18 protein-coding genes and 2 rRNA genes (1 of these 20 only partly in view) are annotated in these 23,033 nt (G+C 59.8%); 10 read left to right on the top strand and 10 right to left on the bottom strand.

Going from position 1 to position 23,033, the window contains the following annotated elements:
• The 5 genes from CWC48_RS07005 to CWC48_RS06985 form a co-directional block, all read left to right on the top strand.
• Positions 1 to 1,680: ribosomal RNA gene (locus CWC48_RS07005) — 23S ribosomal RNA — on the top strand; it begins 1,212 nt to the left of the window's first position.
• A 157-nt stretch (positions 1,681 to 1,837) separates the two neighbouring features.
• Positions 1,838 to 1,953: ribosomal RNA gene (gene rrf / locus CWC48_RS07000) — 5S ribosomal RNA — on the top strand.
• 161 nt (positions 1,954 to 2,114) lie between these two features.
• On the top strand, positions 2,115 to 2,774 hold the full coding sequence (locus tag CWC48_RS06995) for a paraquat-inducible protein A (protein WP_078046727.1): 660 nt from the start codon (positions 2,115 to 2,117) through the stop codon (positions 2,772 to 2,774).
• A complete protein-coding gene (locus tag CWC48_RS06990; RefSeq protein ID WP_034101913.1) occupies positions 2,761 to 3,384 on the top strand; it encodes a paraquat-inducible protein A in 624 nt (207 codons plus the stop codon). Before CWC48_RS06995 ends, CWC48_RS06990 begins: the two co-directional genes overlap by 14 nt.
• Entirely contained in the window at positions 3,377 to 5,680 is a 2,304-nt protein-coding gene (locus CWC48_RS06985) for a PqiB family protein (protein WP_100491567.1), read from the top strand. Before CWC48_RS06990 ends, CWC48_RS06985 begins: the two co-directional genes overlap by 8 nt.
• Positions 5,681 to 5,869: 189 nt before the next feature.
• Here CWC48_RS06985 and mksF read toward each other — a convergent pair whose 3' ends face one another.
• Genes mksF through mksB form a run of 3 tightly spaced genes read right to left on the bottom strand, consistent with a single transcriptional unit; the run spans position 5,870 to position 10,684 of the window.
• Positions 5,870 to 8,698 (bottom strand): Mks condensin complex protein MksF, encoded by a 2,829-nt coding sequence (gene mksF / locus CWC48_RS06980; protein ID WP_100491566.1) that lies wholly within the window; start codon positions 8,696 to 8,698, stop codon positions 5,870 to 5,872.
• A complete protein-coding gene (gene mksE / locus CWC48_RS06975) occupies positions 8,695 to 9,402 on the bottom strand; it encodes an Mks condensin complex protein MksE (RefSeq protein ID WP_078046731.1) in 708 nt (235 codons plus the stop codon). Before mksE ends, mksF begins: the two co-directional genes overlap by 4 nt.
• Complete coding sequence (gene mksB / locus CWC48_RS06970) at positions 9,392 to 10,684, bottom strand: Mks condensin complex protein MksB (RefSeq protein ID WP_078046732.1); 1,293 nt, start codon at positions 10,682 to 10,684, stop codon at positions 9,392 to 9,394. Before mksB ends, mksE begins: the two co-directional genes overlap by 11 nt.
• A 187-nt stretch (positions 10,685 to 10,871) precedes the next feature.
• Between mksB and CWC48_RS06965 the strand changes: the two genes are divergently transcribed.
• Both CWC48_RS06965 and rimI read left to right on the top strand, forming a co-directional pair.
• Positions 10,872 to 11,618, top strand: a complete 747-nt coding sequence (locus CWC48_RS06965; protein WP_100491565.1) for an energy transducer TonB — start codon at positions 10,872 to 10,874, stop codon at positions 11,616 to 11,618.
• The gene (gene rimI, locus CWC48_RS06960; protein ID WP_003188286.1) at positions 11,611 to 12,063 is read left to right on the top strand and encodes a ribosomal protein S18-alanine N-acetyltransferase; all 453 of its coding nucleotides are present in this window, start codon (positions 11,611 to 11,613) and stop codon (positions 12,061 to 12,063) included. Before CWC48_RS06965 ends, rimI begins: the two co-directional genes overlap by 8 nt.
• A 113-nt stretch (positions 12,064 to 12,176) precedes the next feature.
• Here rimI and CWC48_RS06955 read toward each other — a convergent pair whose 3' ends face one another.
• Positions 12,177 to 12,581, bottom strand: a complete 405-nt coding sequence (locus tag CWC48_RS06955; protein WP_028618685.1) for a hypothetical protein — start codon at positions 12,579 to 12,581, stop codon at positions 12,177 to 12,179.
• Positions 12,582 to 12,735: 154 nt separating this feature from the next.
• Here CWC48_RS06955 and can point away from each other — a divergent pair, with 154 nt between their 5' ends.
• Positions 12,736 to 13,380: a carbonate dehydratase gene (gene can / locus CWC48_RS06950; RefSeq protein WP_100491564.1), complete on the top strand. Its 645-nt coding sequence runs from the start codon at positions 12,736 to 12,738 to the stop codon at positions 13,378 to 13,380.
• Here the strand turns inward: can and CWC48_RS06945 are convergent.
• The 5 genes from CWC48_RS06945 to CWC48_RS06925 all read right to left on the bottom strand — a co-directional run bounded on the left by CWC48_RS06945 (position 13,377) and on the right by CWC48_RS06925 (position 18,997).
• Positions 13,377 to 13,898, bottom strand: a complete 522-nt coding sequence (locus CWC48_RS06945) for an SET domain-containing protein-lysine N-methyltransferase (protein ID WP_100491563.1) — start codon at positions 13,896 to 13,898, stop codon at positions 13,377 to 13,379. The genes can and CWC48_RS06945 overlap by 4 nt on opposite strands.
• 147 nt (positions 13,899 to 14,045) lie before the next feature.
• Entirely contained in the window at positions 14,046 to 15,215 is a 1,170-nt protein-coding gene (locus CWC48_RS06940) for a hypothetical protein (RefSeq protein ID WP_100491562.1), read from the bottom strand.
• Between the two features lie 122 nt (positions 15,216 to 15,337).
• A complete protein-coding gene (gene acpA / locus CWC48_RS06935) occupies positions 15,338 to 17,038 on the bottom strand; it encodes an acid phosphatase (protein WP_100491561.1) in 1,701 nt (566 codons plus the stop codon).
• 93 nt (positions 17,039 to 17,131) lie between these two features.
• A complete protein-coding gene (locus tag CWC48_RS06930) occupies positions 17,132 to 17,452 on the bottom strand; it encodes a hypothetical protein (RefSeq protein ID WP_100491560.1) in 321 nt (106 codons plus the stop codon).
• A gap of 126 nt (positions 17,453 to 17,578) precedes the next feature.
• The gene (locus tag CWC48_RS06925; protein ID WP_078046739.1) at positions 17,579 to 18,997 is read right to left on the bottom strand and encodes a short-chain fatty acid transporter; all 1,419 of its coding nucleotides are present in this window, start codon (positions 18,995 to 18,997) and stop codon (positions 17,579 to 17,581) included.
• Positions 18,998 to 19,182: 185 nt separating this feature from the next.
• On the opposite strand from CWC48_RS06925, the gene CWC48_RS06920 reads away from it, so the two are divergent.
• Complete coding sequence (locus CWC48_RS06920) at positions 19,183 to 20,472, top strand: MFS transporter (RefSeq protein WP_078046740.1); 1,290 nt, start codon at positions 19,183 to 19,185, stop codon at positions 20,470 to 20,472.
• Between the two features lie 2 nt (positions 20,473 to 20,474).
• Here the strand turns inward: CWC48_RS06920 and CWC48_RS06915 are convergent, their stop codons facing one another.
• Positions 20,475 to 21,845, bottom strand: a complete 1,371-nt coding sequence (locus CWC48_RS06915; RefSeq protein ID WP_100491559.1) for a gluconate:H+ symporter — start codon at positions 21,843 to 21,845, stop codon at positions 20,475 to 20,477.
• A 220-nt stretch (positions 21,846 to 22,065) separates the two neighbouring features.
• Between CWC48_RS06915 and CWC48_RS06910 the strand changes: the two genes are divergently transcribed.
• Positions 22,066 to 22,971, top strand: a complete 906-nt coding sequence (locus CWC48_RS06910) for a cation diffusion facilitator family transporter (RefSeq protein WP_100491558.1) — start codon at positions 22,066 to 22,068, stop codon at positions 22,969 to 22,971.
• Positions 22,972 to 23,033 lie beyond the last annotated feature (62 nt).

The raw sequence follows: 23,033 nt of genomic DNA, 5'->3' as shown, positions 1-23,033 counted from the left end.
GAAGCTTGCTGGAGGTATCAGAAGTGCGAATGCTGACATGAGTAACGACAATGGGTGTGAAAAACACCCACGCCGAAAGACCAAGGTTTCCTGCGCAACGTTAATCGACGCAGGGTTAGTCGGTCCCTAAGGCGAGGCTGAAAAGCGTAGTCGATGGAAAACAGGTTAATATTCCTGTACTTCTGGTTATTGCGATGGAGGGACGGAGAAGGCTAGGCCAGCTTGGCGTTGGTTGTCCAAGTTTAAGGTGGTAGGCTGAGATCTTAGGTAAATCCGGGATCTTAAGGCCGAGAGCTGATGACGAGTTAACTTTTAGTTAACGAAGTGGTTGATGCCATGCTTCCAAGAAAAGCTTCTAAGCTTCAGGTAACCAGGAACCGTACCCCAAACCGACACAGGTGGTTGGGTAGAGAATACCAAGGCGCTTGAGAGAACTCGGGTGAAGGAACTAGGCAAAATGGCACCGTAACTTCGGGAGAAGGTGCGCCGGTGAGGGTGAAGGACTTGCTCCGTAAGCTCATGCCGGTCGAAGATACCAGGCCGCTGCGACTGTTTATTAAAAACACAGCACTCTGCAAACACGAAAGTGGACGTATAGGGTGTGACGCCTGCCCGGTGCCGGAAGGTTAATTGATGGGGTTAGCTAACGCGAAGCTCTTGATCGAAGCCCCGGTAAACGGCGGCCGTAACTATAACGGTCCTAAGGTAGCGAAATTCCTTGTCGGGTAAGTTCCGACCTGCACGAATGGCGTAACGATGGCGGCGCTGTCTCCACCCGAGACTCAGTGAAATTGAAATCGCTGTGAAGATGCAGTGTATCCGCGGCTAGACGGAAAGACCCCGTGAACCTTTACTATAGCTTTGCACTGGACTTTGAATTTGCTTGTGTAGGATAGGTGGGAGGCTTTGAAGCGTGGACGCCAGTTCGCGTGGAGCCATCCTTGAAATACCACCCTGGCAACTTTGAGGTTCTAACTCAGGTCCGTTATCCGGATCGAGGACAGTGTATGGTGGGTAGTTTGACTGGGGCGGTCTCCTCCTAAAGAGTAACGGAGGAGTACGAAGGTGCGCTCAGACCGGTCGGAAATCGGTCGTAGAGTATAAAGGCAAAAGCGCGCTTGACTGCGAGACAGACACGTCGAGCAGGTACGAAAGTAGGTCTTAGTGATCCGGTGGTTCTGTATGGAAGGGCCATCGCTCAACGGATAAAAGGTACTCCGGGGATAACAGGCTGATACCGCCCAAGAGTTCATATCGACGGCGGTGTTTGGCACCTCGATGTCGGCTCATCACATCCTGGGGCTGAAGCCGGTCCCAAGGGTATGGCTGTTCGCCATTTAAAGTGGTACGCGAGCTGGGTTTAGAACGTCGTGAGACAGTTCGGTCCCTATCTGCCGTGGACGTTTGAGATTTGAGAGGGGCTGCTCCTAGTACGAGAGGACCGGAGTGGACGAACCTCTGGTGTTCCGGTTGTCACGCCAGTGGCATTGCCGGGTAGCTATGTTCGGAATAGATAACCGCTGAAAGCATCTAAGCGGGAAACTAGCCTCAAGATGAGATCTCACTGGAACCTTGAGTTCCCTGAAGGGCCGTCGAAGACTACGACGTTGATAGGTTGGGTGTGTAAGCGCTGTGAGGCGTTGAGCTAACCAATACTAATTGCCCGTGAGGCTTGACCATATAACACCCAAGCAATTTGACTACTCTAACGAGCATCAGATTGCGGTGTGTGAAGACGAAATGAACCGAAAGTTCGACGTTCACAAAACACCGAAAGCTGTCACATACCCAATTTGCTGAAGCGAGGCCAGCTGGTCACGACTCAGTACCCGAATTTCTTGACGACCATAGAGCATTGGAACCACCTGATCCCATCCCGAACTCAGTAGTGAAACGATGCATCGCCGATGGTAGTGTGGGGTTTCCCCATGTGAGAGTAGGTCATCGTCAAGATTAAATTCCAGAACCCCTGTTTGCTAACGCAAACAGGGGTTTTGTTTTGGGCGGTCGAAAACTCAATCAGCGCGAATCCCCCCCGACAAATTTGCACAGTTATTTCTGAACCAGAACACTAGAATAGGCACCTAACCTTTTTTAGAGTCCGAGCCCTACTTATGTCAGATCCGGTTGATGCCCTTGAGGTATCGGATTTACCACTGGACGACCTGGTGGCATGCCATGAGTGCGACTTGCTGATGCGCAAACCAGTGCTCGCCCTTGGCGAAAAAGCCCAATGCCCCCGTTGCGGTTACGAGCTTTATGCTCACCGTCACAATGTCGTTGAGCGAAGTCTCGCCTTGGTTCTGGCTGCACTGCTGTTGTACATCCCTGCGAACTTTCTACCCATCATGCAGCTCAATCTACTCGGGCAGTCTTCTGAAGACACCGTGTGGAGCGGCGTCGTCGGTCTGTTCGATACAGGCATGCAGGGCGTCGCTGCGGTTGTCTTCCTGTGCAGCATGGGTATCCCCTTGCTAAAGCTGCTTTGCCAATTGGCAGTGCTACTCAGCATCCGCTGGAAGGTTGGCCGCAGTTATGGACTGCTGCTGTACCGCATCTACCATCACATGAAAGATTGGGGGATGTTGGAGGTTTACTTGATGGGCGTGCTGGTGGCGATCGTGAAACTTGCCGACATGGCGTCCATCACTGTTGGCCTGGGTCTGGTCTGCTTCGTCAGCCTGCTAATGGTTCAAGTGTTACTTGAGGTGGTGATGTCGCCCCACCAGATCTGGCAAGCGTTGTCAGGAGAGGATGATCATGCGGGCGATTGATGCGGGCATTCTGATTTGTACCGAATGCCATGAATTAAACAAGCAAGAACCGGATACCGACGAGCAAACCTGTACCCGTTGTGGTGCGCTGATCCATGCCCGCCGTCCCAACAGCCTCACCCGCACCTGGGCGTTGCTGATCACGGCAGCTATTCTGTATATCCCCGCTAACCTGTTGCCTATCATGACCATCAACTCCCTCGGGCAGGGTGATCCCAGTACGATCATGGCCGGGGTGATCCAGCTGGTGCAGCACGGTATGTTTCCTATTGCGGCGGTCGTGTTTATTGCCAGTATCCTCGTGCCGACGTTCAAACTGGTAGGCATCGGTCTGCTACTGTTCTCGGTGCAGCGTCACCAGCCGCTATCCGCGCAACAACGCATCGTGATGTACCGCTTTATCGAATTCATTGGCCGCTGGTCCATGCTGGATATCTTCGTGATCGCCATCCTGGTGGCGGTTGTAAACTTTGGGCGACTTGCCAGTGTCGAGGCCAATCTCGGCGCTGCAGCGTTCGCCAGTGTGGTGATCTTGACGATGCTTGCCGCAGTAACTTTCGATCCCCGACTGATTTGGGATAACACGGAGTCGGACGACGACCATGAGTGATTTGCCTAAAGCTAAAACCCGCCCAGCCTCCAACTGGTCGGCTATTTGGGTGTTGCCCCTGATTGCCCTGATCATCGGTGGCTGGCTGGGGTGGCGTGCCTATTCCCAACAGGGCATCGATATCCAGGTACGCTTTGAAAGCGGCGAAGGTATCCAGGTCAACAAGACCGAAGTGGTCTATAAAGGCATGCCGGTGGGTAAGGTCAAGGCCCTGGCCTTGGACGATGAAGGTAACAATCGCGGGGTGATTGCGACCATCGAGATGAACAAGGACGTCGAACAATACCTCAAGACCAACACCCGTTTCTGGCTGGTCAAACCGAGCGTCAGCCTCGCCGGCATCACCGGCCTGGAAACCCTGGTTTCGGGTAATTACATCGCCGCCAGCCCAGGCGACGGTGAGCCCACGCGCAAATTCAAGGCACTCTCCGAAGAGCCGCCCTTATCTGACGCCAAGCCAGGCTTGCACCTGACGATCAAGGCCGACCGACTCGGCTCCCTCAACCGTGGCAGTCCGGTGTTCTACAAGCAGATTCAAGTGGGCCAGGTCAAAAGCTATCTGCTCTCCGAAGACCAGAGCACTGTCGAGATCAAAGTCTATATCGAACCGACCTACGCCAGCCTGGTGCGCAAACACACGCGTTTCTGGAACGCCAGCGGCATCAGCATCGACGCCAACCTTTCCGGCGTGAAAGTCCGCAGTGAGTCCCTCTCCAGTATCGTCGCCGGCGGCATTGCCTTCGCCACGCCAGAGAACCGCAAGGACAGCCCACCCACTGACCCGAGCCTGCCATTTCGGCTCTACGAAGATTTCGACGCCGCTGCGGCCGGTATCAAGGTCAAGGTCAAGCTCACCGACTTCGAAGGGCTGCAGGCCGGTCGCACACCTGTGATGTACAAAGGCATCCAGGTCGGCAGCCTGAAAACCCTGAAGATTGATCCGGACCTGTCCAGCGCCAACGCGGAGCTGACCCTCGACCCGCTGGCCGAAGATTACCTGGTGCAAGATACCCAGTTCTGGGTCGTCAAGCCTTCCATCTCCCTGGCAGGCATCACCGGGCTTGAAGCGTTGGTAAAAGGTAACTACATCGCCATTCGCCCGGGTGACAAAGGCAGCGCTCCCCAGCGTGAATTCGTCGCGCGCGCCAAAGCACCACCGTTGGATCTGCGTTCTCCAGGCCTGCACATGGTGCTGTTCACCGACAACCTCGGTTCCCTGGATGTCGGCAGCCCGATCCTCTACAAACAGGTCAAGGTCGGCTCGGTGCAGAGCTACCAGTTCTCGCGCAAGAACAAGCAATTGGTGATCGGCGTTCACATCGAGAAGGAATACGAAAACCTGGTCAATGGCTCGACGCGCTTCTGGAATGCCAGCGGCGTCACCCTGACCGGCGGCCTCACTGGCGGCATTCAGGTGAAGAGTGAATCCCTGGCCAGCCTGATGGCCGGCGGCATCGCCTTCGAAACGCCGGAGCCCAACGTTCCGTTGAAAAAACGCATCCCACGTTTCCGCCTGTTTGCCGACCGCGAAGCCGCCAACCAACACGGTACCCTGGTGACCATCAAGGTCGACCGCGCCGACGGCATGCGTCCTGGCACACCGGTGCGCTTCAAAGGCCTGGACGTGGGCAAGATTGAAAGTGTTGACCTCAGTGCCGACATGCAGTCGGTATTGCTCAGTGCGCGTATCACCCAGGTAGCGGACCGTATCGCCCGCGTCGGCAGCCAGTTCTGGGTGGTCAAGCCTGAGTTGGGCCTGATGAAAACCTCCAACCTGGAAACCCTGGTCACCGGGCAATACATCGAAGTGCAACCGGCCGCGAAAAACGCCGGCCCGCAAAAGAGTTTTGTCGCGCTGGACCAGCCTCCCGAGGCCGTCCACCAGGAAGCTGGCCTGAGCCTGACACTCAGCGCCGCACGCCGTGGCTCGCTGAAGGAAGGCGTACCGGTCACCTACCGCGAAGTCACCGTGGGCAAGGTGACAGGCTATGAGTTGGGCCAAACCGCTGACCGTGTCCTGATCCATATTCTGATCGAATCCAAGTACGCACCCCTCGTGCGCAGCGGCAGTCGCTTCTGGAACACCAGTGGCTTTGGCCTCGACTTCGGTCTGTTCAAAGGCGCTACCGTGCGTACTGAGTCCCTGGAGACGTTGGTTGCCGGTGGCATCGCCTTCGCGACACCGGACGGCGAGCGCATGGGCAATGCCGCCAGGCCACAACAAACCTTCCCGCTGTTCGACAAGTTTGAAGATGAATGGCTGACGTGGGCGCCTAAAATCCCGCTCGGCAAATAGGCCGAGGCGCGGCCATCGCGGGCAAGCCCGGCTCCCTCACTCGACCGCATTCCTACAGGGAAAAACTCGGTCAACTGTGGGAGCCGGGCTTGCCCGCGAAGAGGCCCTCAAAAGCACCACACTATTCAAACCCATAAAAAAGGCCGCGATCCATAAGATCGCGGCCTTTTCATATTTCAGCGTCGTGGATTAAACCTCGTCCAACTCCGGCTCATTCATCGTCGCCTTCACCACATCGTGACGACGGATGTACTTCCAGTCCGCCTCATCGATATAGATGCCGTTCGGCCCACTGCCACCTTCCAGGTCGATCGCCACTTGGGCGGACACCTGCGGTTTCACACTGGCCAGGATTGGCACGAAGCCCAGTTGCAAACTGGTTTCCAGCAGCGCCGCCTGGTTTTTCTCGTCGATGTCCGCAGCTTCGTCGAGGTAGTACGGCAAACGCACACGCCCGGCCTGGTCGCGGTCCATCAAGTGCAGCAACAAGTACATGTTGGTCAGCGCCTTGATGGTCATGGTGGTGCCGTTGGATGCGGCACCATCGATGTCGGTGTGGATCACCGGTTGGCCATGTACCTTGGTGATCTCGAACGCCAGCTCGAACAAGTCCTTGAGGCCCAACTGGTTATGGTTGGCGGCCACCAGGCGCGCCAGGTATTCCTTGGCTTCTTCGTTCTTGTTGTCCTGCTCGGCGCTCTGGCTGAGGTCGAACACCGAGAGGGTTTCGCCTTCTTCATACTGACCGGCACTGTGGATGATCTGGTCGATATGCTTGAGGGCTTCTTTGTTCGGCGCCAGCACGATGCGGAAGCTTTGCAGGTTAGAGACCTGACGCTTGTTGATCTCGCGGTTGAACAACGCCAATTGGTGCTCGAGGCTGTCGTAGTCGCTGCGGATATTACGCAGGGTCCGCGCAATGTCGGTCACCGCCGCGCGACGTGCCTTGCCCAGGGTCAGGGCCTCGTCAGTGCGGTGTGCATAAGCGTTGATCAGCAACTGCAGGCGACGCTCAACATCATCCTCGCTGTCGAACTTGGCCACGCCCTTGAGGCGCACCTGTGCATACAGCGCTTCAATCTGGCCATCGGCGCGCAGCAAGCCTTGCCAGCTGTCCTGGTAGTCGTTGAGCAGCGGCAGCAGGTTGTCCATGGAGTCGTCGACCGGGTCCATGAACGGTGTACCGAACGGCAGGTCTGCCGGCAACAGCTGACGACGGCGCAACGCATCATCCAGCGTGCGCTGCTTGGCTTCCATGTCGCCGATCTGACGGCCGACCAGTTGCAGCTTGGCCGACAGTTGCTGGACGCGTTCAGTGAAGGCATCACTGGAGCGCTTCAACTCATCCTGCGCCGCTTCCATCTGCGCCAGGTTTTCCAGCTTCTCGCCTTCCTCCGCGCTCAGGGTTTGGGCACGGCGGAAGTCTTCAAGGGCCTTCTGCGCATCCAGCACTTGCTGGTACAGCGCTTCAGTCTGGGTCTTGCTCGCGGCACGGTCAGACGCGACGGCCTGCTGGGTTTTCAGCTGCTTGAGTTCTTTTTCCAGGCGCTCTTTCTGGTCGCGCAATGCCGCACGATCCGCCAAGGCCTGCAAGGCTGGCGGCTCAATGTGGGAAATGTCGATGGACAGCCCCGGCACTTCAAAACGTTCGCCCTTGAAGCCATCGAGGATCTGCTCCAGGGATTTGACCCACTGGCCATCCTCGTCCAGCGTGATGCCATGCTCGCCCAATGGCAGGCTGAACAACGAACTGTTGAACAGGCGCATCAGACGTTCGACGTCCTGCTGCGAGAACTCTTCCCGTAGCTTGGCGTAGCTGTTGTTGTCGGCGTGGTCGAGTTGCTGCTTGACCGACTTCAAGCGCTTTTCAAGGTCGCGCAAACGCTCGTCCAGATCCTCGGCGCTGAACTGCCGCGACTGCGCCAGCGCGCCCGCCAATTCATCGTGCGCGTCCTTGGCTGCCAGCAGTTGTTGCTCCAGCACCTTCACGTCATCCACCAACGCAAAGCGGTGCTTGAGCACCGACAGCTCGCCCAACCAGCGTTGGATACCGCTGATCTCACGCTCCAGGCGCATCAGCTCCTGAGTGCCGCCGCGTTGGTCGTTCTGCAGTGCGTCCTGCTCGTTGCGGTAGTGCTCGGCCTGGATGGTCAGCTCTTCCTTGCGTGCACTGGCGTAGTCCGACCAGGTGCCCAGCAACGAATCCAGCAGCGGCGACAGGCGATGCAATTTACCGCGCAACACGTCGCGCTGGCGAACACCATTGGACAGCGCTTCTACCAGCGGGCCAGCTGCGACCAGCGAGTTGTAGTCCTGCTCCATGCGCCTTACATCGCGGAAGGCTTCTTCGCACGCGGCGATGTAATCGACACTGCCGGAACGCAAGCTGTGTTCGAAGGCATCGAGAAACAATTGCTTGAGCTTGGCCGCAGTGATTTCGCGCATGTGCAGCAGGTTGATAAACAGCGCGCGGAAGGTCTTCAGGCTCTGCTCGCTGGTGGAGCGCAGCGGGATCAACGTCAGGTCCAGCGGGATCGACGTATGGCCGCCCACCAGCAAACGGCGCAGTTCATCCGGCTTGAGTTCGTAGGCTTTCAGGCCTTCGCGCTCCAGGTTGGTGAACAGCTCTTTCTGGCGCAGGCAGGTGTCATTCTTCTGGTAGTGAGCCAGGTCCAACTTGCCGGCATAGGCAAAGAACTGGTGACCGAAACCACCGCCCGGACCGCGCCCGACCACGCCGATCACGTGTGGGCCGTGGGGCAGGGAGACTTCGACAAGGATGTAGCTGGTGTCGGTGGCGAAGTAGAAGCGCCGCGATTGTTCCAGGGTGTACTTGCCGAAACTCATGTCCGACATGCGCGCCAGGATCGGGAACTGCAAGGCGTTGATCGACGCGGATTTACCCAGGTTGTTCGCGCCATACACCGACAGCGGTTCTTCCAGCGGGAACAAGCCCAGACTGTAACCGGCCGTGTTCAATAGGGCGAAGCGGCGGATGCCGTAGCGTTCCTTGCTCATGCATCGGTCTCCTGTTCTTCGGCAATCGCACGGGCCAGTGCGTCTTCTTCGCTTTCATCCGCGAAGTCGCTCAAGTCGAGCGGGTCATCGGTTTTCAGCAGCTTCTCATCGCTGTCTTCGTCGATGATCACCGGTGCCGGCAGCGGCAACACGCTGTGCACGCTGGCCGCCAGGTCGCGGTCTTGCTGCACCGACAGGCACACATCGAGGAAGCGGTGCATCGGCGGCAGGAAGCGGTACACGCCGTTGTCTTCGCTGGCAAAGCCCAGCTGGGTCATGCGGCGCATGATTTTTTCTTCGAGTTCTTCCTGGGTCTGCACCTCGGCCTGGATAAACAGGTCGCGGTACTTCTCCAGCAGCGACGGCAACTCATCACGGCCCAGGCTGCCACCGTCGAGCACGGCAATCGGGTCGCGGCCTTGGTCGGCCAAGTGCTCGACGATGATGAAGGTAAACAGTGCCAGGCGCTGGGCGGTCTTGTTCACCTGCGCGCTGGCGATGGCGGAGTCCGGCACGAAATAGTAGAAACCCCGTGTATCGCAGACCAGCTCAAAGCCCAAGGCCCTGAACAGCGTGCGGTACTGGTCCTGGAAGTTCGACAGTTGCGCGTACAGCTCCGGGTCGCGGCGGCTGACGTGGTAACCCTTGAACAGCTCGCGAAAGATCGGCGCCAGCTGGGACAGTTCGGATAGATCAAGATGCATGCGAAGTCCTTACAGAAGCGGTGCTCGCAGAATTCTCGGCGGCGTCGGGCGTGGCCGGGAGCAGGGCGAACGAGCGCAGGCTGACCTGGTGCTCGTGTGTGTGGTAATCGCGACGCTCCAGGCGTTCGCGCTTGAAGCGTTTTTCGCGAGACAGCCGTGAGAACCAGTACAGCAATTCGTCGGTGGCGCCGTCCGGTTCCTGCTCCAGCAACCAGGTCATCAGGTCTGGCATCGGCAGTGCGTCTTCGCAACGCTCGAGCATCTCCTTGACCGTGCGCGGTGCGCGCTGGGCGTCGCCCTTGTGGGATTTGTGCGCCTTGGGGAAACGCGCCGGTTTCGGCTCGAAATTCGCCAGGGCATACACGTACGCCTCGACTTGGCTGGCACTGCCGAGAAAGGTACTTTGCGGCCGGGTGAACATCGGCATCGCCGCTTGCGGCACCGCGTCCAGGCCTTTGCGGCGGATGGCCGACAAGGCCAGCGCCGCGCCACGGGTCACGGCGTTGTGCCGGCGCGCTTCTTCGCGCAGCGGCAGCAACAGCTCGCGAGCATGGCGCAGGGTCAGTTGGGCGCTGGTCTGCATTTCGAGGATGCGTGCGTGGGTGCGCAGCAGCATGTCGTCGTCCACCAAGTGGCCGAGGCGCTGTTGCTCGGTGAGCATGCGCAGCAGCACGTTTTCTACCTTGCGCACGCCTTGCTCGAAGGCGCCGTCGGCGTTCACCAGCTGGATCATGGGTTCGACGTATTCGTCCCAGGTCGCCAATACCTCGGCATAACGCTGGCGCAGCGGGATCTGCCGATCGCTGGTCTTGGCCCGGTCGGCCACGGCGGCGAGGGCCTGCTCGTCGTTGGCGAGCTTTTTCAGCACGTCGCGCACGCGCATATCCAGCAGGCGCAGCTGGCGGGCCAGGTCGTGGCCATCACGGATGTCGAAGGCGTCCTGGATATAACCGGCCAGGCGCTCAAGGTGGCGCAGGTAGGCTTCGATTTCCAGGCACAGGCCAAGCCGGTGCTCCTTGCGAAGATAGGCCAGGAAGTCGTGGATCTGCGCATTGAGCTCGAATCGGTTCGGGCTCTTGGCGACAGGCACCAGGATATCCAGGCGAATCCACACGTCCAGCAGGCTGGTGATGTCCTGGGGCGTGCTGTCCAGTTGTTGGGCGGCCAGTTGTGCGCGCAGCTCGCCCAGGCTCAGGGTGCCTTGGTCGAAGTGTTCGCACAGTGGCTCAAGTAAGGCCCAGTGTTCGGCGAGGGCGCGCAGGACGCGCTTGGGTTCGATCATGGGAATGGCCGGCTGGTTGGCGATTAAAAGTCGCGATTGTACTGCATCGGACGCGGGATTTATCCACAGCCGGTCAGTACGCAGTGGGCGATTGTTACCGAACAGCGGTAGAATCCCCGCTCTTTAGTTATCCACAAGTGGCCGAGCTGTGCTTATCGAGTCCCGACGTCGCGCTTACTTGACCGCCATGCAGGTGGTCAACTGGCTGCCCCGCACCGAACTGCCGTTTGCCGCGCCGTCGCGGCCGGAGCTGTTGCAGGCGCTTGAGCCCGACGAGGCGTTCGAGTCGTCGGGGGAAGAGGCGGCCGCGCCCGTGGCGGTGGTCGAGCCCACCCCGCAAACGCGCCCGGTGGTAGAACGGGCGAAGATCGAAGTGCCGCGTCCCGCGCCAGTCACCAAGGCGGCCAAGGTGGTCGAAGAGGCCGCGCCGGTGGTCAAGGCCCCGGTGGTACCGCCACCGCGTTTTGCCCTGCAATTGCTGCGGGCCGGGCGCTGCCTGCTGCTGGTGGAGTTGCCGACCGGCGAACGCTTCCAGACCCGCGACCCCGCCTACATGCTGCTAAAAGACATGCTGCGTGCCGCCGGCCTGCCCGACAGCCCGCAAATCGTCGGCGACCCGGTGCGCTGGCCGCTGCTGGTGCGCGGCAACATGGACCAGGGCCCGGAAGCCGCGAGGGATTTTGTGCAAGGCTTTGTATCGGCGCGCCTGGAAGACGAACCCTGTGTGTGCCTGTGGCTGATCGGCCTGCCCGCCGTGCGATTTGCCGGCGAAGCCAACGCCGAAGCCTGGTACCGCGAGCTGCAGGTCGAAAGCCTGGGCTCGGTATGGGCCCTGCCGGGCCTGGAATTATTAATGGAAGAGCCACAGCGTAAGGCTGATGTCTGGCAAGCCATGCGCCGGCTGATGGCGCGCTGGAAAACGACCGATGAGTGAGGCTTTATCCTTCCGCCCGATGACCGAGGCCGACCTCGACGCCGTGCTGAAAATCGAATACGCGGCGTTCAGCCACCCCTGGACCCGTGGGATATTTCTCGACGGGTTGGGCAAGTACCAGATCTGGCTGATGTTTGAAGGTGAACAGCAGGTGGGGCATGGCGTGGTGCAGATCATCCTCGACGAGGCTCACCTGCTGAATATCACCGTGAAACCGGAAAACCAGGGCCGCGGCCTCGGCCTGGCGTTGCTGGAACATCTGATGTCCCGCGCCTATGCCGCCAATGCCCGTGAATGCTTCCTGGAAGTGCGCGACAGCAATACCGGCGCGTTTCGCCTGTATGAGCGCTATGGCTTCAATGAAATTGGCCGCCGGCGCGACTATTACCCCGCCGTCGGTGGCCGCGAAGATGCCGTCGTGATGGCCTGCACCCTGGTCGATTAAACACCGTCCAAAACCGTAGGAGCCCGGCTTGCCGGCGATGGCGTCCTCGAGATCGCCGTCGCCGGCAAGCCAGGCTCCTACAGGTCGGGGTTAATAGTCTGGGCGAAGGTGTATCAGGGTTTACCGTCTATCGGGTCGATATCCGCCAGTTCGGCCTCATCCAACCCAGTACCCCCGCCAATTTCATCTTCATCGACGATGCTCAGGTCGTAATCCGCCGGGTTATCCTCGCCTTCTTCACGGGCATCGCGCGCACCATCCTCACGGATCAACGTTTCCGGGCTTAAATCATCATCAGTCGGCTCGTGATCATCTGTGGACGCGCCGGTGAGACCTGCTTCACGCACCCGTTCGTCGGGCATTCGGTGTTCACGTTCGCGACGAGGGATCTCATCGCCGATCTCCGCCGTCGGTTCTTCTTCGTCAAAATCCAGTTCGCGCATCGAGCCCATGCGGTCCTCATTGTCATCTATGGGTTCAGGCTGCGTAGCGCCGTAGGGACGTCGTGATTCAGTCATGGCCAATCCTCATACTGTGGGGCTTATAGTGTGTGGACAGGCTGGGTGGCCCAAAGATTCAAGCTAATTCACGCTTGTTATTCACCGGCAGGGCGTGACCTGGACGTGGGGTTGTCAGTCACAAAACTGCGCATCATTCCTGAGGCTTTCCCTGATGAACGAACTACAAGACCTGCTTGATAACAACGAACGCTGGGCGGACGCGATCAAACAGGAAGATCCCGAATTCTTCGCCAAGCTCGCCCGCCAGCAAACCCCGGAATACCTGTGGATCGGCTGTTCCGACGCACGGGTACCGGCCAATGAGATCGTCGGCATGCTGCCCGGTGATCTGTTCGTACACCGTAACGTGGCCAACGTGGTGCTGCACACCGACCTCAACTGCCTGTCGGTGATCCAGTACGCAGTGGACGTGCTCAAGGTCAAACACATCCTGGTCACCGGCCACTATGGCTGTGGCGGCGTGCGCGCGTCGATGCAAGACCGTCAGTTCGGCCTGATCGATGGCTGGTTGCGCACCATTCGTGACCTCTACTACGAAAACCGCGACGTGTTGGCCCAGCTGCCGACGGAAGAAGAGCGCGTCGACCGCCTGTGCGAGTTGAACGTGATCCAGCAAGTGGCCAACGTCGGTCACACCAGCATTGTGCAAAACGCCTGGCACCGTGGGCAGGGCCTGTCGATCCACGGCTGCATCTACGGCATCAAGGATGGCCGCTGGAAGAGCTTGAACACCACCATCAGTGGTTTCGAGCAGTTGCCGCCGCAATATCGCCTGCGCCCGCTGGGTGAAGCCTAAGGGCGTTTGCGCTCGCGCCACTGGGCCATGAACGCCTGGCCCTCGGCGCTTAGCAGCTCGTCGTGACCGGTAATCCAGCCCCGGCAGTTCAGCTCGCCGCATTGGCAAGCGAACTGCCGGAACAGCACGTCTTCGGTCATGGTGTAATCCATGCTCAGCAGCTCGCCTGGACGGATGTCCCGCAGGGTCCAGACCTCCAGATAGTGCAGGTCGAGAAACACATTCGGTTTGCATGAATGTGAAAACAGGCCACTGAACCAACAGTCGTAGAGGTGGGTGCGCGACGATAGCTGCAAGGTGTGCAGGCGTCGCTCGTTCAGGGCATAGCCAGAGATTTTGGCGATGCACACACGGCTGTCAAAGGCCGTGCGTGCCTTGATTCCGACCCCCACGCCTTGAATGTTCTGCACCACTTCGAATTGCTCGACCGAAGGGTAGCCCGGTCCGAGCGTGGACTTGAAAGGGTAAAGGCAGTCACTCACAGCAGTTTTAGCCTTATCCATGGCCTGAGTTTTCATAACTCTCCTGGTTTAGGCTGCATCGACCTGCGGGTGGTGTCTGACTACCGGTCTTGCAGCTGATGAACGCCGCTCAAGACTCGCTGAAGATGGTGCCGATTTCTACTGTCAATGTTGACAGTAGAAGTCGACGGTTTTTTGTGCGAACTACAACGCCGGGGCCGCAATGGCTGGGGTGGGGGCGGCATTCTTGAGTTGTTTCAATTGCGTCTTGATGGCGGGCGTGGCGCATTTTGCGTTTGCCTCCTCCGGGGACAAGTTGCGCACCGAGGTATAAAACAACTCACAGGTCTGCTCCTTACGTGTGACTTGCCAGGTGTTCATGCATGCCTTGAGCAATACATTCGGATCGCTTGCTGGTTTCTGGCCCATCCCGGCCTGCCAGCACGCGGCGCTCAGATCCTGGCCCATCACCTTCAAACCGGCCTCATCGGCTTTCTGCTCGTTACCGTCGTAGGTGTCGGGGCTTGCGGCATACCAAATGTAACTTGGGTGGTTAGCGCCCAGCACCGACACGTTTTGGCCCGGTGTCGGGCTGATCTGCGCCAGGCTCAGCACGTTCACGGTCTGCCCGTATTGCTGCTTGATCCAGCTGCGCACCGGCGCGCCGAACGCAACCATGGGCAAAGCGCCTTTGGCCGACAGGCTCAGTTCCTGGACCATGCGCGTCTGGTAATCGGTGAAATAGCTGTAGACGGTTTCCAGGTCCTTGCCTGCGTTGGATGGCGCGGCAATGGGCGCGATATCGATGATGGTCTGGTAAGCCGGGGTTTCGGTGGCCGGGATGCCGTTATCCGTGAGCAAGGTGGCCCAGCGGTCGGTGGTGGCCGATTCCAGGTAATCCTGGGCCTGGGTCAGGGAATAATCCGGCGGGAAATGCAGCAGCTCGATGCTTTTTCGGTTTTCCAGGGCCATGCCCAGCGGCAGGAACAGGTACCAGTTATAGGCCCACTTGCCATCGCTGTTGAGCTTGCTGGCGCCCTGGTAGGCCAGATCGGCGGTATTGAGCAATGTGGTCAGGGGTTGGCCATAGCTCTCCGGTACCCCGCTGAACGTGGCGTATACTTGCCCGTCACGGGTCTTGACGCTGACTTTCGCCCGACTGTATCCATCCCGTTGCAGGCTCTGGTTCAGATAGTGCTCGGCAGTCTGTTCCAGCGTCCATGGCCGAAAGCAGATCACGTTGCAGTTATTGGGGTAGGCGAACAGTTGGGTCACACGCTGTGTGTTCCCCAACGGCACCTCGATGTCGGCCTGTACGACCGCACTCGCCATCAGTGCGGCCAGGGTGAAGGACAGCCTGGTCGGTTTAAACATGATTGTTTCCTTGTCAGCGAAAGCCCGTCTGCGCGGGATGAAAGCCCACCTCCACACAGTAGCGGCTGACCAGGAAAGCCGCGCACTAAATCACCCGGCGTGTCGCTATTGGATAAGAAAACCTACAGATTGAATTGCAAGGCATTGCTCAAGTCACCCATGGGCTTCTGGCCACGGGCGATCATGGCGTCATCCCGCTGCTTGAGGCCGTCCAGGGTCTCCAGCTGGAACACCCGGGTGATCAACCGCAGGATCGAGGCAGTGTCGTACACCGTATGGTCCACCGTGCCTTTGCGTGCGAACGGCGACACCACAATCGCCGGGACCCGTGTGCCCGGTCCCCAGCGGTCGCCCTTGGGTGGGGCCACGTGGTCCCACCAGCCGCCGTTTTCATCGACGGTCACCACCACCACCATGTTTTTCCACTGCGGGCTCTCTTGCAGCACTTTCAGGGCGCGGGCGATATGGCGGTCGCCAGAGGCCACGTCGGCATAACCGGCGTGCATGTTCAGGTTGCCTTGAGGCTTGTAGAAGGTCACCGCGGGCAGTTTGCCGGCTTGGGCGTCGGCGAAGAACTTGTTGGTGCTCGACTCATCCCCCAAGCCACCATCGCGCAGGCGCTTGTCACGCTCGGCGCGATTTTCCGGACCCTGCTGCTTGAAGTAGTTGAATGGCTGGTGGTGATACTGGAAGTTCGGAATCTTCGGAATGCCGCCCGAGTCCTTGAACTGGTCCAAGGTGGCTTGCCACGCGCCGGCGTACCAGGCCCAGTCGACATTCTTTTTCGACAGCTTGTCACCGATGTGCTCGTGGGTTTGTGGCACCAGCACGTTGGGCAGGTCGGGTTTGGAGTAATCCGGGTTTTCCGGGTCGCGGATCCAGGTCGGCCAGTAAGGCGGCGCCAGCGTGTTCACGCCGTAACCGTCCGGGGTCAACGCACTAGGGCCGAACTGTGGCGGGCCGGTCATCGCGCTGGCCGGGGACTTGTCCAGCGGCTTGAGGCGCGGGTCGGTGGGGTCATCGCTTTGCAGCGTGGCGATCTGCGCCTTGGCCACCGATTGCGCGGCATTCGGGTAAAACGGTGCGGTGGCGCTGATCAGGTATTGATGGTTGAGGAACGAGCCACCGAACGCACCCTGGAAGAAGTTATCGCACAGCACAAACTCCTTGGCGACGTCCCACAGGCGCAGGGAGTACCGGCTCTGGGCGTAGTGCCCCATCACCAGGCCACCGGAGTCCGCCCAGGCAACGAAACCGTCGTTCTTGCCGCCATTGATCTGCATCTGGTTCTGGTAGAACACGTGCCACAAATCGCGGGTGACCAGGCTCAGGGGCAGGTCTTCGCCGTTGGGGCCCTTGAGGGCGAACGGCGCGTTGGGCAGGTTTTCCTGGAATTGCACCTCGCTGGGGTAGGTCACCCCGTCCACCGTTTGCGGGCCGACTTGCAACACGCCGCCCCAGGTGGGAGGCAGGGTGGACAGCACACTGCCGTCGCGGTCGCGTTGCTGGACGTCAGCGACAGAAAGGGCCGACAGTGGTTTCTCTACACCGGGGAAATCTGCAAACAAATTGTTGAAGCTGCGGTTCTCGGCATAGATCACCACCACGGTTTTCACCTGGTCGTGCAAGGCCTTGTCCAGCTCTTGCGGCGTCAGTGGCCGCGCCACCGGCTTGCCCGGTACTTCGCCGGTATTGCCGCAGGCACTCAGGGTCGCACCGACCCCCAACACCGCCGCGCCTCCCAGGAAACGCCGACGGCTGGTGTCTACGGGCGGTTGGTCGGCGGAATCGTGGGTAGGGCGGTCTTCGTGCTCGTCACTCATTACGGGGAGTCCTTGGCGAGTTGTTGCAAGATATTTCGCAGGACGGTAGCAACGGAATGTGACGGAACGAAGACAGCGATTTGAATCGGAGGATTACAGCAGACGCAGTGCCAACTGGGCGCCTGCACGCAGGTACTCCACCTGAGCCGTCACCGCATCTTTGACGATGGCCTCGCCCGTATCGGTCAGCTTGGCCTTTTTTGCATCGATCACGCTGGTCTGCAATAACTGCATGGCCACGTCGATCGATTTTTGAAAGGCGGTCACGTTGTTGTGCTGGCCGAACTCTTTGATAACGGCCGCCATGCGGCGATCGGCGTCGTCTCGCAAGGCCCTGTACTCAGTGAACGACACGTTGCCGTCCTGGTAAATATCAGTGATCAACTCTTCCAGTGATTTGGATAGGGGCGTCATCGGAGTTTCCTTGGTGCTAGGTGAGTAGGAGTCCGAGTCAGGTTAATCAAAGGTGTTGGCGAGAGGAGTCGGGGGTTGCCGTTGTCTGGAGTAGGACAACCCCACGCGTTGCATCAGAAGGTGCTTTTAAGGCATCACCGGCGGCAAATACGTCAACGTCGTCCCCAGCGCCCACAGCAGGAACAACACCAGCGGGGTGTGCACCAGCAACTGCACGAACGAGAACCCGATCAAGTCCCGCGCCTTCAAGCCCAGCACCCCCAGCAACGGCAGCATGTAGAACGGGTTGATCAGGTTCGGCAACGCTTCGGCTGCGTTGTAGATCTGCACCGACCAGCCCAGGTGGTATTGCAGGTCATTGGCCACCTGCATCACATACGGTGCTTCGATAATCCACTTGCCGCCGCCCGACGGGATAAAGAAGCCCAGCACTGCCGAGTACACACCCATCAGCAACGCGTAGGTGTCGTGAGAGGCGATGGAGGTGAAGAAGGTCGAGATATGGTGCGCCAGGGTCTGGCCGTCACCACCCTTGACCACGGTCATCAGCGCGGCGATCGAGCCGTACAGCGGGAACTGGATCAGTACGCCAGTGGTGGTCGGAACGGCACGGGCCACTGCATCGAGGAAGCTGCGCGGGCGCCAGTGCAGCAGGGCACCGGTCATGATGAACAGGAAGTTATAGGTGTTCAGCCCCGAGATCGCGCTGATCGCCGGCTTGGTCGAAAACTCATGGAACAGCCAGCCAGCCGCCAGCAGCGCCAGTAGGATTGTCAGCAATGGGCTGTGTTCCAGCCATTCACCCGGGCGGGTGGGCGCTTGCAGCTTGGGCAGGTTGAAGGCCGGGTCGACCCCGCAAGCCTTGGCATCGCGGGCGCTGTTCGGGCCGGGGGCGGTGGCATAGGCGATGATCAGCGACACCACGATCAACGCCAGCAAGAGCACGCCGGATTGCCACAGGAAGATGGTGTCGGTGAAGGGGATCACCCCCGTGATCGACAGAATCGACGGTGGCAAGCTGGCCGGGTTGGCCTGCAACTGCGCGGCCGACGACGACAACCCCAGCGCCCACACAGCGCCAAGGCCCAGATAGGCCGCAGCCCCGGCCGCGCGATAATCCATGCGCAAATCGGTGCGACGCGCCAATGCCCGCACCAACAAACCGCCAAACACCAGGGACAGGCCCCAGTTCAACAATGAGGCGACCATCGAGATCAAGGCCACCCAAGCCACGGCGGAGCGGCCGTTCTTGGGGATACGCGCCAGACGGTCGATCAGTTTCACCGCAGGCGGCGAACTGGCGACCACATACCCACCAATCACCACGAAGGCCATCTGCATGGTGAATGGAATCAGGCTCCAGAACCCATCGCCGAAAGCTTTGGCCGCTTCGGTCGGCGCGGCACCCATGCCCAGGGTTGCCACGGCGACGATGATCACGGCGAGGGCGGCAAACACCCAGGAGTCTGGAAACCAGCGTTCGGCGAAGTTGGAACAGCGCAGGGCAAATCGGGCATAGCGGCTTTCTTCGATAGCATCGGCCACGAGTCTTTCCTCTTGTATTTATTATGGTGTTGGCAGTTTTACGGCATGTTCCGCTACGGCCATTGATATGGGAATGCAGTTATCTTCATCGATCCATGAGGAAAACAAATATATCTGCCGTGATTGCCTTCAATGGGCTCAACTCATAACCTGCACGCCATTTTGTTTGTCTGCCGAGCCATCACATGACTGCCACCTTTTCCCCACGGGCGCAGCGTTTTTCCCGCTCCGACTACAAAACCCTGGGCCTGGCCGCCCTGGGCGGTGCCCTGGAAATCTACGACTTCATTATCTTCGTGTTTTTCGCGCTGACCTTAAGCCAACTGTTCTTCCCGCCGGAAATGCCCGAGTGGCTGCGCCTGTTGCAGAGCTTTGGCATTTTCGTCACCGGCTACCTGGCACGCCCGTTGGGCGGCATCCTGATGGCGCACTTTGCCGATCACCTGGGGCGCAAGCGCGTGTTCAGCCTGAGTATCCTGATGATGGCCTTGCCCTGCCTGCTCATCGGGATCATGCCCACCTATGCGCAAATCGGTTATTTCGCCCCGCTGATCCTGCTGGCGCTGCGCGTGCTGCAAGGCGCCGCAGTGGGCGGTGAAGTGCCCAGCGCCTGGACCTTCGTCGCCGAGCACGCACCCACCCACCATCGCGGCTACGCCTTGGGGTTCCTGCAAGCCGGACTGACCTTCGGCTACCTGCTCGGCGCGCTTACCGCGACCCTGCTGGCGCAAGTTTTCACCCCAGCCGAAATCCTCGACTATGCCTGGCGCTTTCCCTTCCTGCTTGGCGGTGTATTCGGTGTGATCGGCGTGTGGCTGCGCCGCTGGCTCAGCGAAACCCCGGTATTCCTCGAAATGCAGGCCCGCCGCCAGGCCGCTGCCGAACTGCCACTGCGCACCGTGCTGCGCGACCATCGTGCCGTGCTGCTGCCTGCGATGATCCTCACCTGCGTGCTCACCTCTGCTGTGGTGGTGCTGGTGGTCATCACCCCGACCATGATGCAGAAAACCTTCGGCATGAGCCCCAGCCATACCTTCGCCTTGAGCGCCCTGGGCATCGTGTTCCTGAATATCGGCTGCGTACTGGCTGGTCTGCTGGTCGACCGCATTGGCGCCTGGCGCGCGGTGCTGGTCTACAGCCTGCTGCTGCCGGTGGGTGTCGGCATTTTATACGCCAGCCTGATCAACGGCGGCGTTTGGCTGGGGGCGGCGTATGCCCTGGCGGGACTCAGTTGTGGCGTGGTGGGCGCGGTACCTTCGGTGATGGTCGGCCTGTTTCCGGCGCACGTGCGGGTGTCAGGGATTTCCTTCACCTACAACATCGCCTACGCGCTGTGGGCCAGTACGACACCGCTGCTGCTGATTGCACTGATGCCGACCCGCCCGTGGATTTGCGTGGGGTATTGCGTGGTGATGGGGGCGGTGGGCGTGGTGAGTGTGGCGCTGTTTGGAAAGCGCCACACCTTGGCTGCCTAGTTTCAGGTCAAGAAGTGCCACATCAACAACGTACCCACCAACCCCACGACTGACACGATGGTCTGCAACACCGACCACACCCAGATCGTCTGCTTCAGCTGCAGGCCAAAGTACTCACGCACCATCCAGAACCCGGCGTCGTTAACGTGGCAGAAGAACACCGAGCCGGCGCCGATCGCCAGTGCTACCAGTGAACTCTGTGTCGCGGCCAGGCCCGCCATCATCGGTGCGAGGATGCCGGCGGTCGTGGTGGTGGCGACGGTGGCCGAGCCGGTGGCCTGGCGCAGCGCAACTGCAATCAGCCACGCGAGTAGCAGGTAGGGCATGTGTGCGCCTTCGGCGACCTTGCTGATGGTCTGGCTGACGCCGGCGTCCAACAGGGTCTGCTTGAGGCCGCCACCGGCGCCGATGGTCAGCAGCAACACGGCGATGGGGGCGAGGGCTTTGCGCAGGGTGTTGCCAACGTCCGCACGCGGCATGCCGGCGGCCCAGCCCAGGCAGACCACGGCGGCAATCACGGCCAGGCCGAGGGCGATCAACGGCTCGCCGAGGAACTTCAAGGTCAGGCCGACGGTGCTTTCGACCGGCAACGCGACCTTGGCCAGGGTGCTGCCCAGCATCAGAATCACCGGCAATAGAATAATCAGCAGCGACACGCCGAAACTCGGCTGGCGCGGCGCCTTGGGTGGCGCACTGAACAGCGCGCCAATGTCGGCTGGTTCATCCACATGCAGGCGCTTGGACAGCCAGTTGCCGTAGATCGGGCCCGCCAGGATCACCGCCGGCACCGCCAGGCAGAAGCCCAGCAACATGGTCAGGCCCAGGTCCGCATGCAACGCGCCCACTGCAATCAGCGGCCCTGGATGCGGTGGCATCAGGGCGTGCAGGGTGGTCATGCCCGCCAGTGCCGGGATGGCGATTTTCAGCAGCGGCTGGTTCGACCGTTTAGCCATCACAAAGATGATCGGCACCATCATCACCAGGCCCACTTCGAAGAACAGCGGCAAGCCGATCACCATGGCTACCAGCGCCATTACCCACGGCAATGACTTGCCCTTGCCCAGCCCGAGCAGGGTGGTGGCAATGCGGTCGGCCGCGCCGGATTCGGCCATCAGTGCGCCGAGCATCGAGCCCAGGGCGATGATAATCCCCGCTTCACCGAGGATCGCCCCGGCGCCTTTGCTGAACGCCTTGGCCACCTCTTCTGGCGGCAGGCCGGCGCCGACTCCGGCGATAAAGGTGCCAATCAGGATCGACAGGAACGGTGGCAACTTGGTCGCGCTGATCAGCACAATGATGCTGGCGATGGCCAGCAGTACACAGAACATAAGGCGGGTGTCGTGAACCATCCACGCGGCAGTCGATAACTCCAAAACGGGACTCCTTATCGAACAGGTTGGGAAATATGTTTCTTTTTGTTTCCTGCTCGAAAAGCATACCTGATACAACTGTTCCAGAGCGTTCATGTGCACTTTTGGTGCGATCAAAAATTAACGCCGGGCTGGCGCCACAATGACAATCCTGCAACCTGGAGCGGGGGATTTGGCCTATCGCTCTATGATTGCGCACCACTGACCATCACGAGGATTTTCCATGAGCGCAGGACACAGCCACGCCCAAGTACGCGCCGGCCACGAACGTCTGTTATGGATCGCCCTGGGGCTGACGGGCAGTTTCATGATTGCCGAAGTCATTGGCGCTTTCGTCACCGGCAGCCTGGCGCTGCTGTCCGACGCCGCCCACATGATGACCGACGCCCTGGCGCTGGCGATTTCCCTGGTGGCGATCCAGGTTGCGAAACGCCCGGCTGATCGTAAGCGCACCTTCGGCTATGCGCGTTTCGAAATCCTCGCCGCGGCATTCAATGCGTTGCTGCTGTTCGTCGTTGCGTTCTACATCCTCTACGAGGCGTATCAGCGCCTGCAGGCGCCCGCCGAGATACAGTCCACCGGCATGCTGGTGATCGCCGTGCTGGGGCTGATCGTCAACCTGATTTCCATGCGCCTGCTGAGCGCCGCCAGCGGCGAAAGCCTGAATGTAAAGGGCGCCTACCTGGAGGTCTGGAGCGATATGCTTGGCTCCATCGGTGTGATCATCGCGGCGCTGGTGATCCTGTACACAGGCTGGGGCTGGGTCGACTCGCTGGTCGCGGCGGCCATTGGTTTCTGGGTGTTGCCCCGTACCTGGACGTTGCTCAAGGACAGCATGAATGTGCTGCTGCAAGGTGTGCCGGACGGTATTGATATCGACCAGGTGGAGCAGGCTATTCGCGGTGTGCGTGGGGTCAAGGATGTACACGACCTGCATATCTGGGCGCTCACCAGCGGCAAGAATGTGCTGAGCACCCACCTGGTGGCGGATTCGGCGCTCAGTACGGAACCACAAATCCTCACCGCGGTGACGGAACTGCTGCATGAGCAATTCGATATTTCCCACGCGACCATCCAGATCGAAGGCGACGGTTTTGCGCATGACGAACATGACGACGTGCATGCCTGACCCTGTCTAACGGATTTGTAATGTTCTGCACACCGCTCTGATAAGTACCGAAAGCTACAGTG

It is taken from the genome of Pseudomonas sp. S10E 269, assembly GCF_002798465.1.
GTDB lineage: Bacteria > Pseudomonadota > Gammaproteobacteria > Pseudomonadales > Pseudomonadaceae > Aquipseudomonas > Aquipseudomonas pergaminensis.
The sequence above is the reverse complement of the archived record's forward strand: the minus strand, read 5'-3'. Positions and strand labels throughout refer to the sequence as shown.

Excerpts from the sequence above, each read along its gene's own strand:
- CWC48_RS06995 (WP_078046727.1), top strand. The coding sequence starts at position 2,115 with ATGTCAGATCCGGTTGATGCCCTTGAGGTATCGGATTTACCACTGGAC.
- CWC48_RS06990 (WP_034101913.1), top strand. The coding sequence starts at position 2,761 with ATGCGGGCGATTGATGCGGGCATTCTGATTTGTACCGAATGCCATGAA.
- CWC48_RS06985 (WP_100491567.1), top strand. The coding sequence starts at position 3,377 with ATGAGTGATTTGCCTAAAGCTAAAACCCGCCCAGCCTCCAACTGGTCG.
- mksF (WP_100491566.1), bottom strand. The coding sequence starts at position 8,698 with ATGAGCAAGGAACGCTACGGCATCCGCCGCTTCGCCCTATTGAACACG.
- mksE (WP_078046731.1), bottom strand. The coding sequence starts at position 9,402 with ATGCATCTTGATCTATCCGAACTGTCCCAGCTGGCGCCGATCTTTCGC.
- mksB (WP_078046732.1), bottom strand. The coding sequence starts at position 10,684 with ATGATCGAACCCAAGCGCGTCCTGCGCGCCCTCGCCGAACACTGGGCC.
- CWC48_RS06965 (WP_100491565.1), top strand. The coding sequence starts at position 10,872 with ATGCAGGTGGTCAACTGGCTGCCCCGCACCGAACTGCCGTTTGCCGCG.
- rimI (WP_003188286.1), top strand. The coding sequence starts at position 11,611 with ATGAGTGAGGCTTTATCCTTCCGCCCGATGACCGAGGCCGACCTCGAC.
- CWC48_RS06955 (WP_028618685.1), bottom strand. The coding sequence starts at position 12,581 with ATGACTGAATCACGACGTCCCTACGGCGCTACGCAGCCTGAACCCATA.
- can (WP_100491564.1), top strand. The coding sequence starts at position 12,736 with ATGAACGAACTACAAGACCTGCTTGATAACAACGAACGCTGGGCGGAC.
- CWC48_RS06945 (WP_100491563.1), bottom strand. The coding sequence starts at position 13,898 with ATGAAAACTCAGGCCATGGATAAGGCTAAAACTGCTGTGAGTGACTGC.
- CWC48_RS06940 (WP_100491562.1), bottom strand. The coding sequence starts at position 15,215 with ATGTTTAAACCGACCAGGCTGTCCTTCACCCTGGCCGCACTGATGGCG.
- acpA (WP_100491561.1), bottom strand. The coding sequence starts at position 17,038 with ATGAGTGACGAGCACGAAGACCGCCCTACCCACGATTCCGCCGACCAA.
- CWC48_RS06930 (WP_100491560.1), bottom strand. The coding sequence starts at position 17,452 with ATGACGCCCCTATCCAAATCACTGGAAGAGTTGATCACTGATATTTAC.
- CWC48_RS06920 (WP_078046740.1), top strand. The coding sequence starts at position 19,183 with ATGACTGCCACCTTTTCCCCACGGGCGCAGCGTTTTTCCCGCTCCGAC.
- CWC48_RS06910 (WP_100491558.1), top strand. The coding sequence starts at position 22,066 with ATGAGCGCAGGACACAGCCACGCCCAAGTACGCGCCGGCCACGAACGT.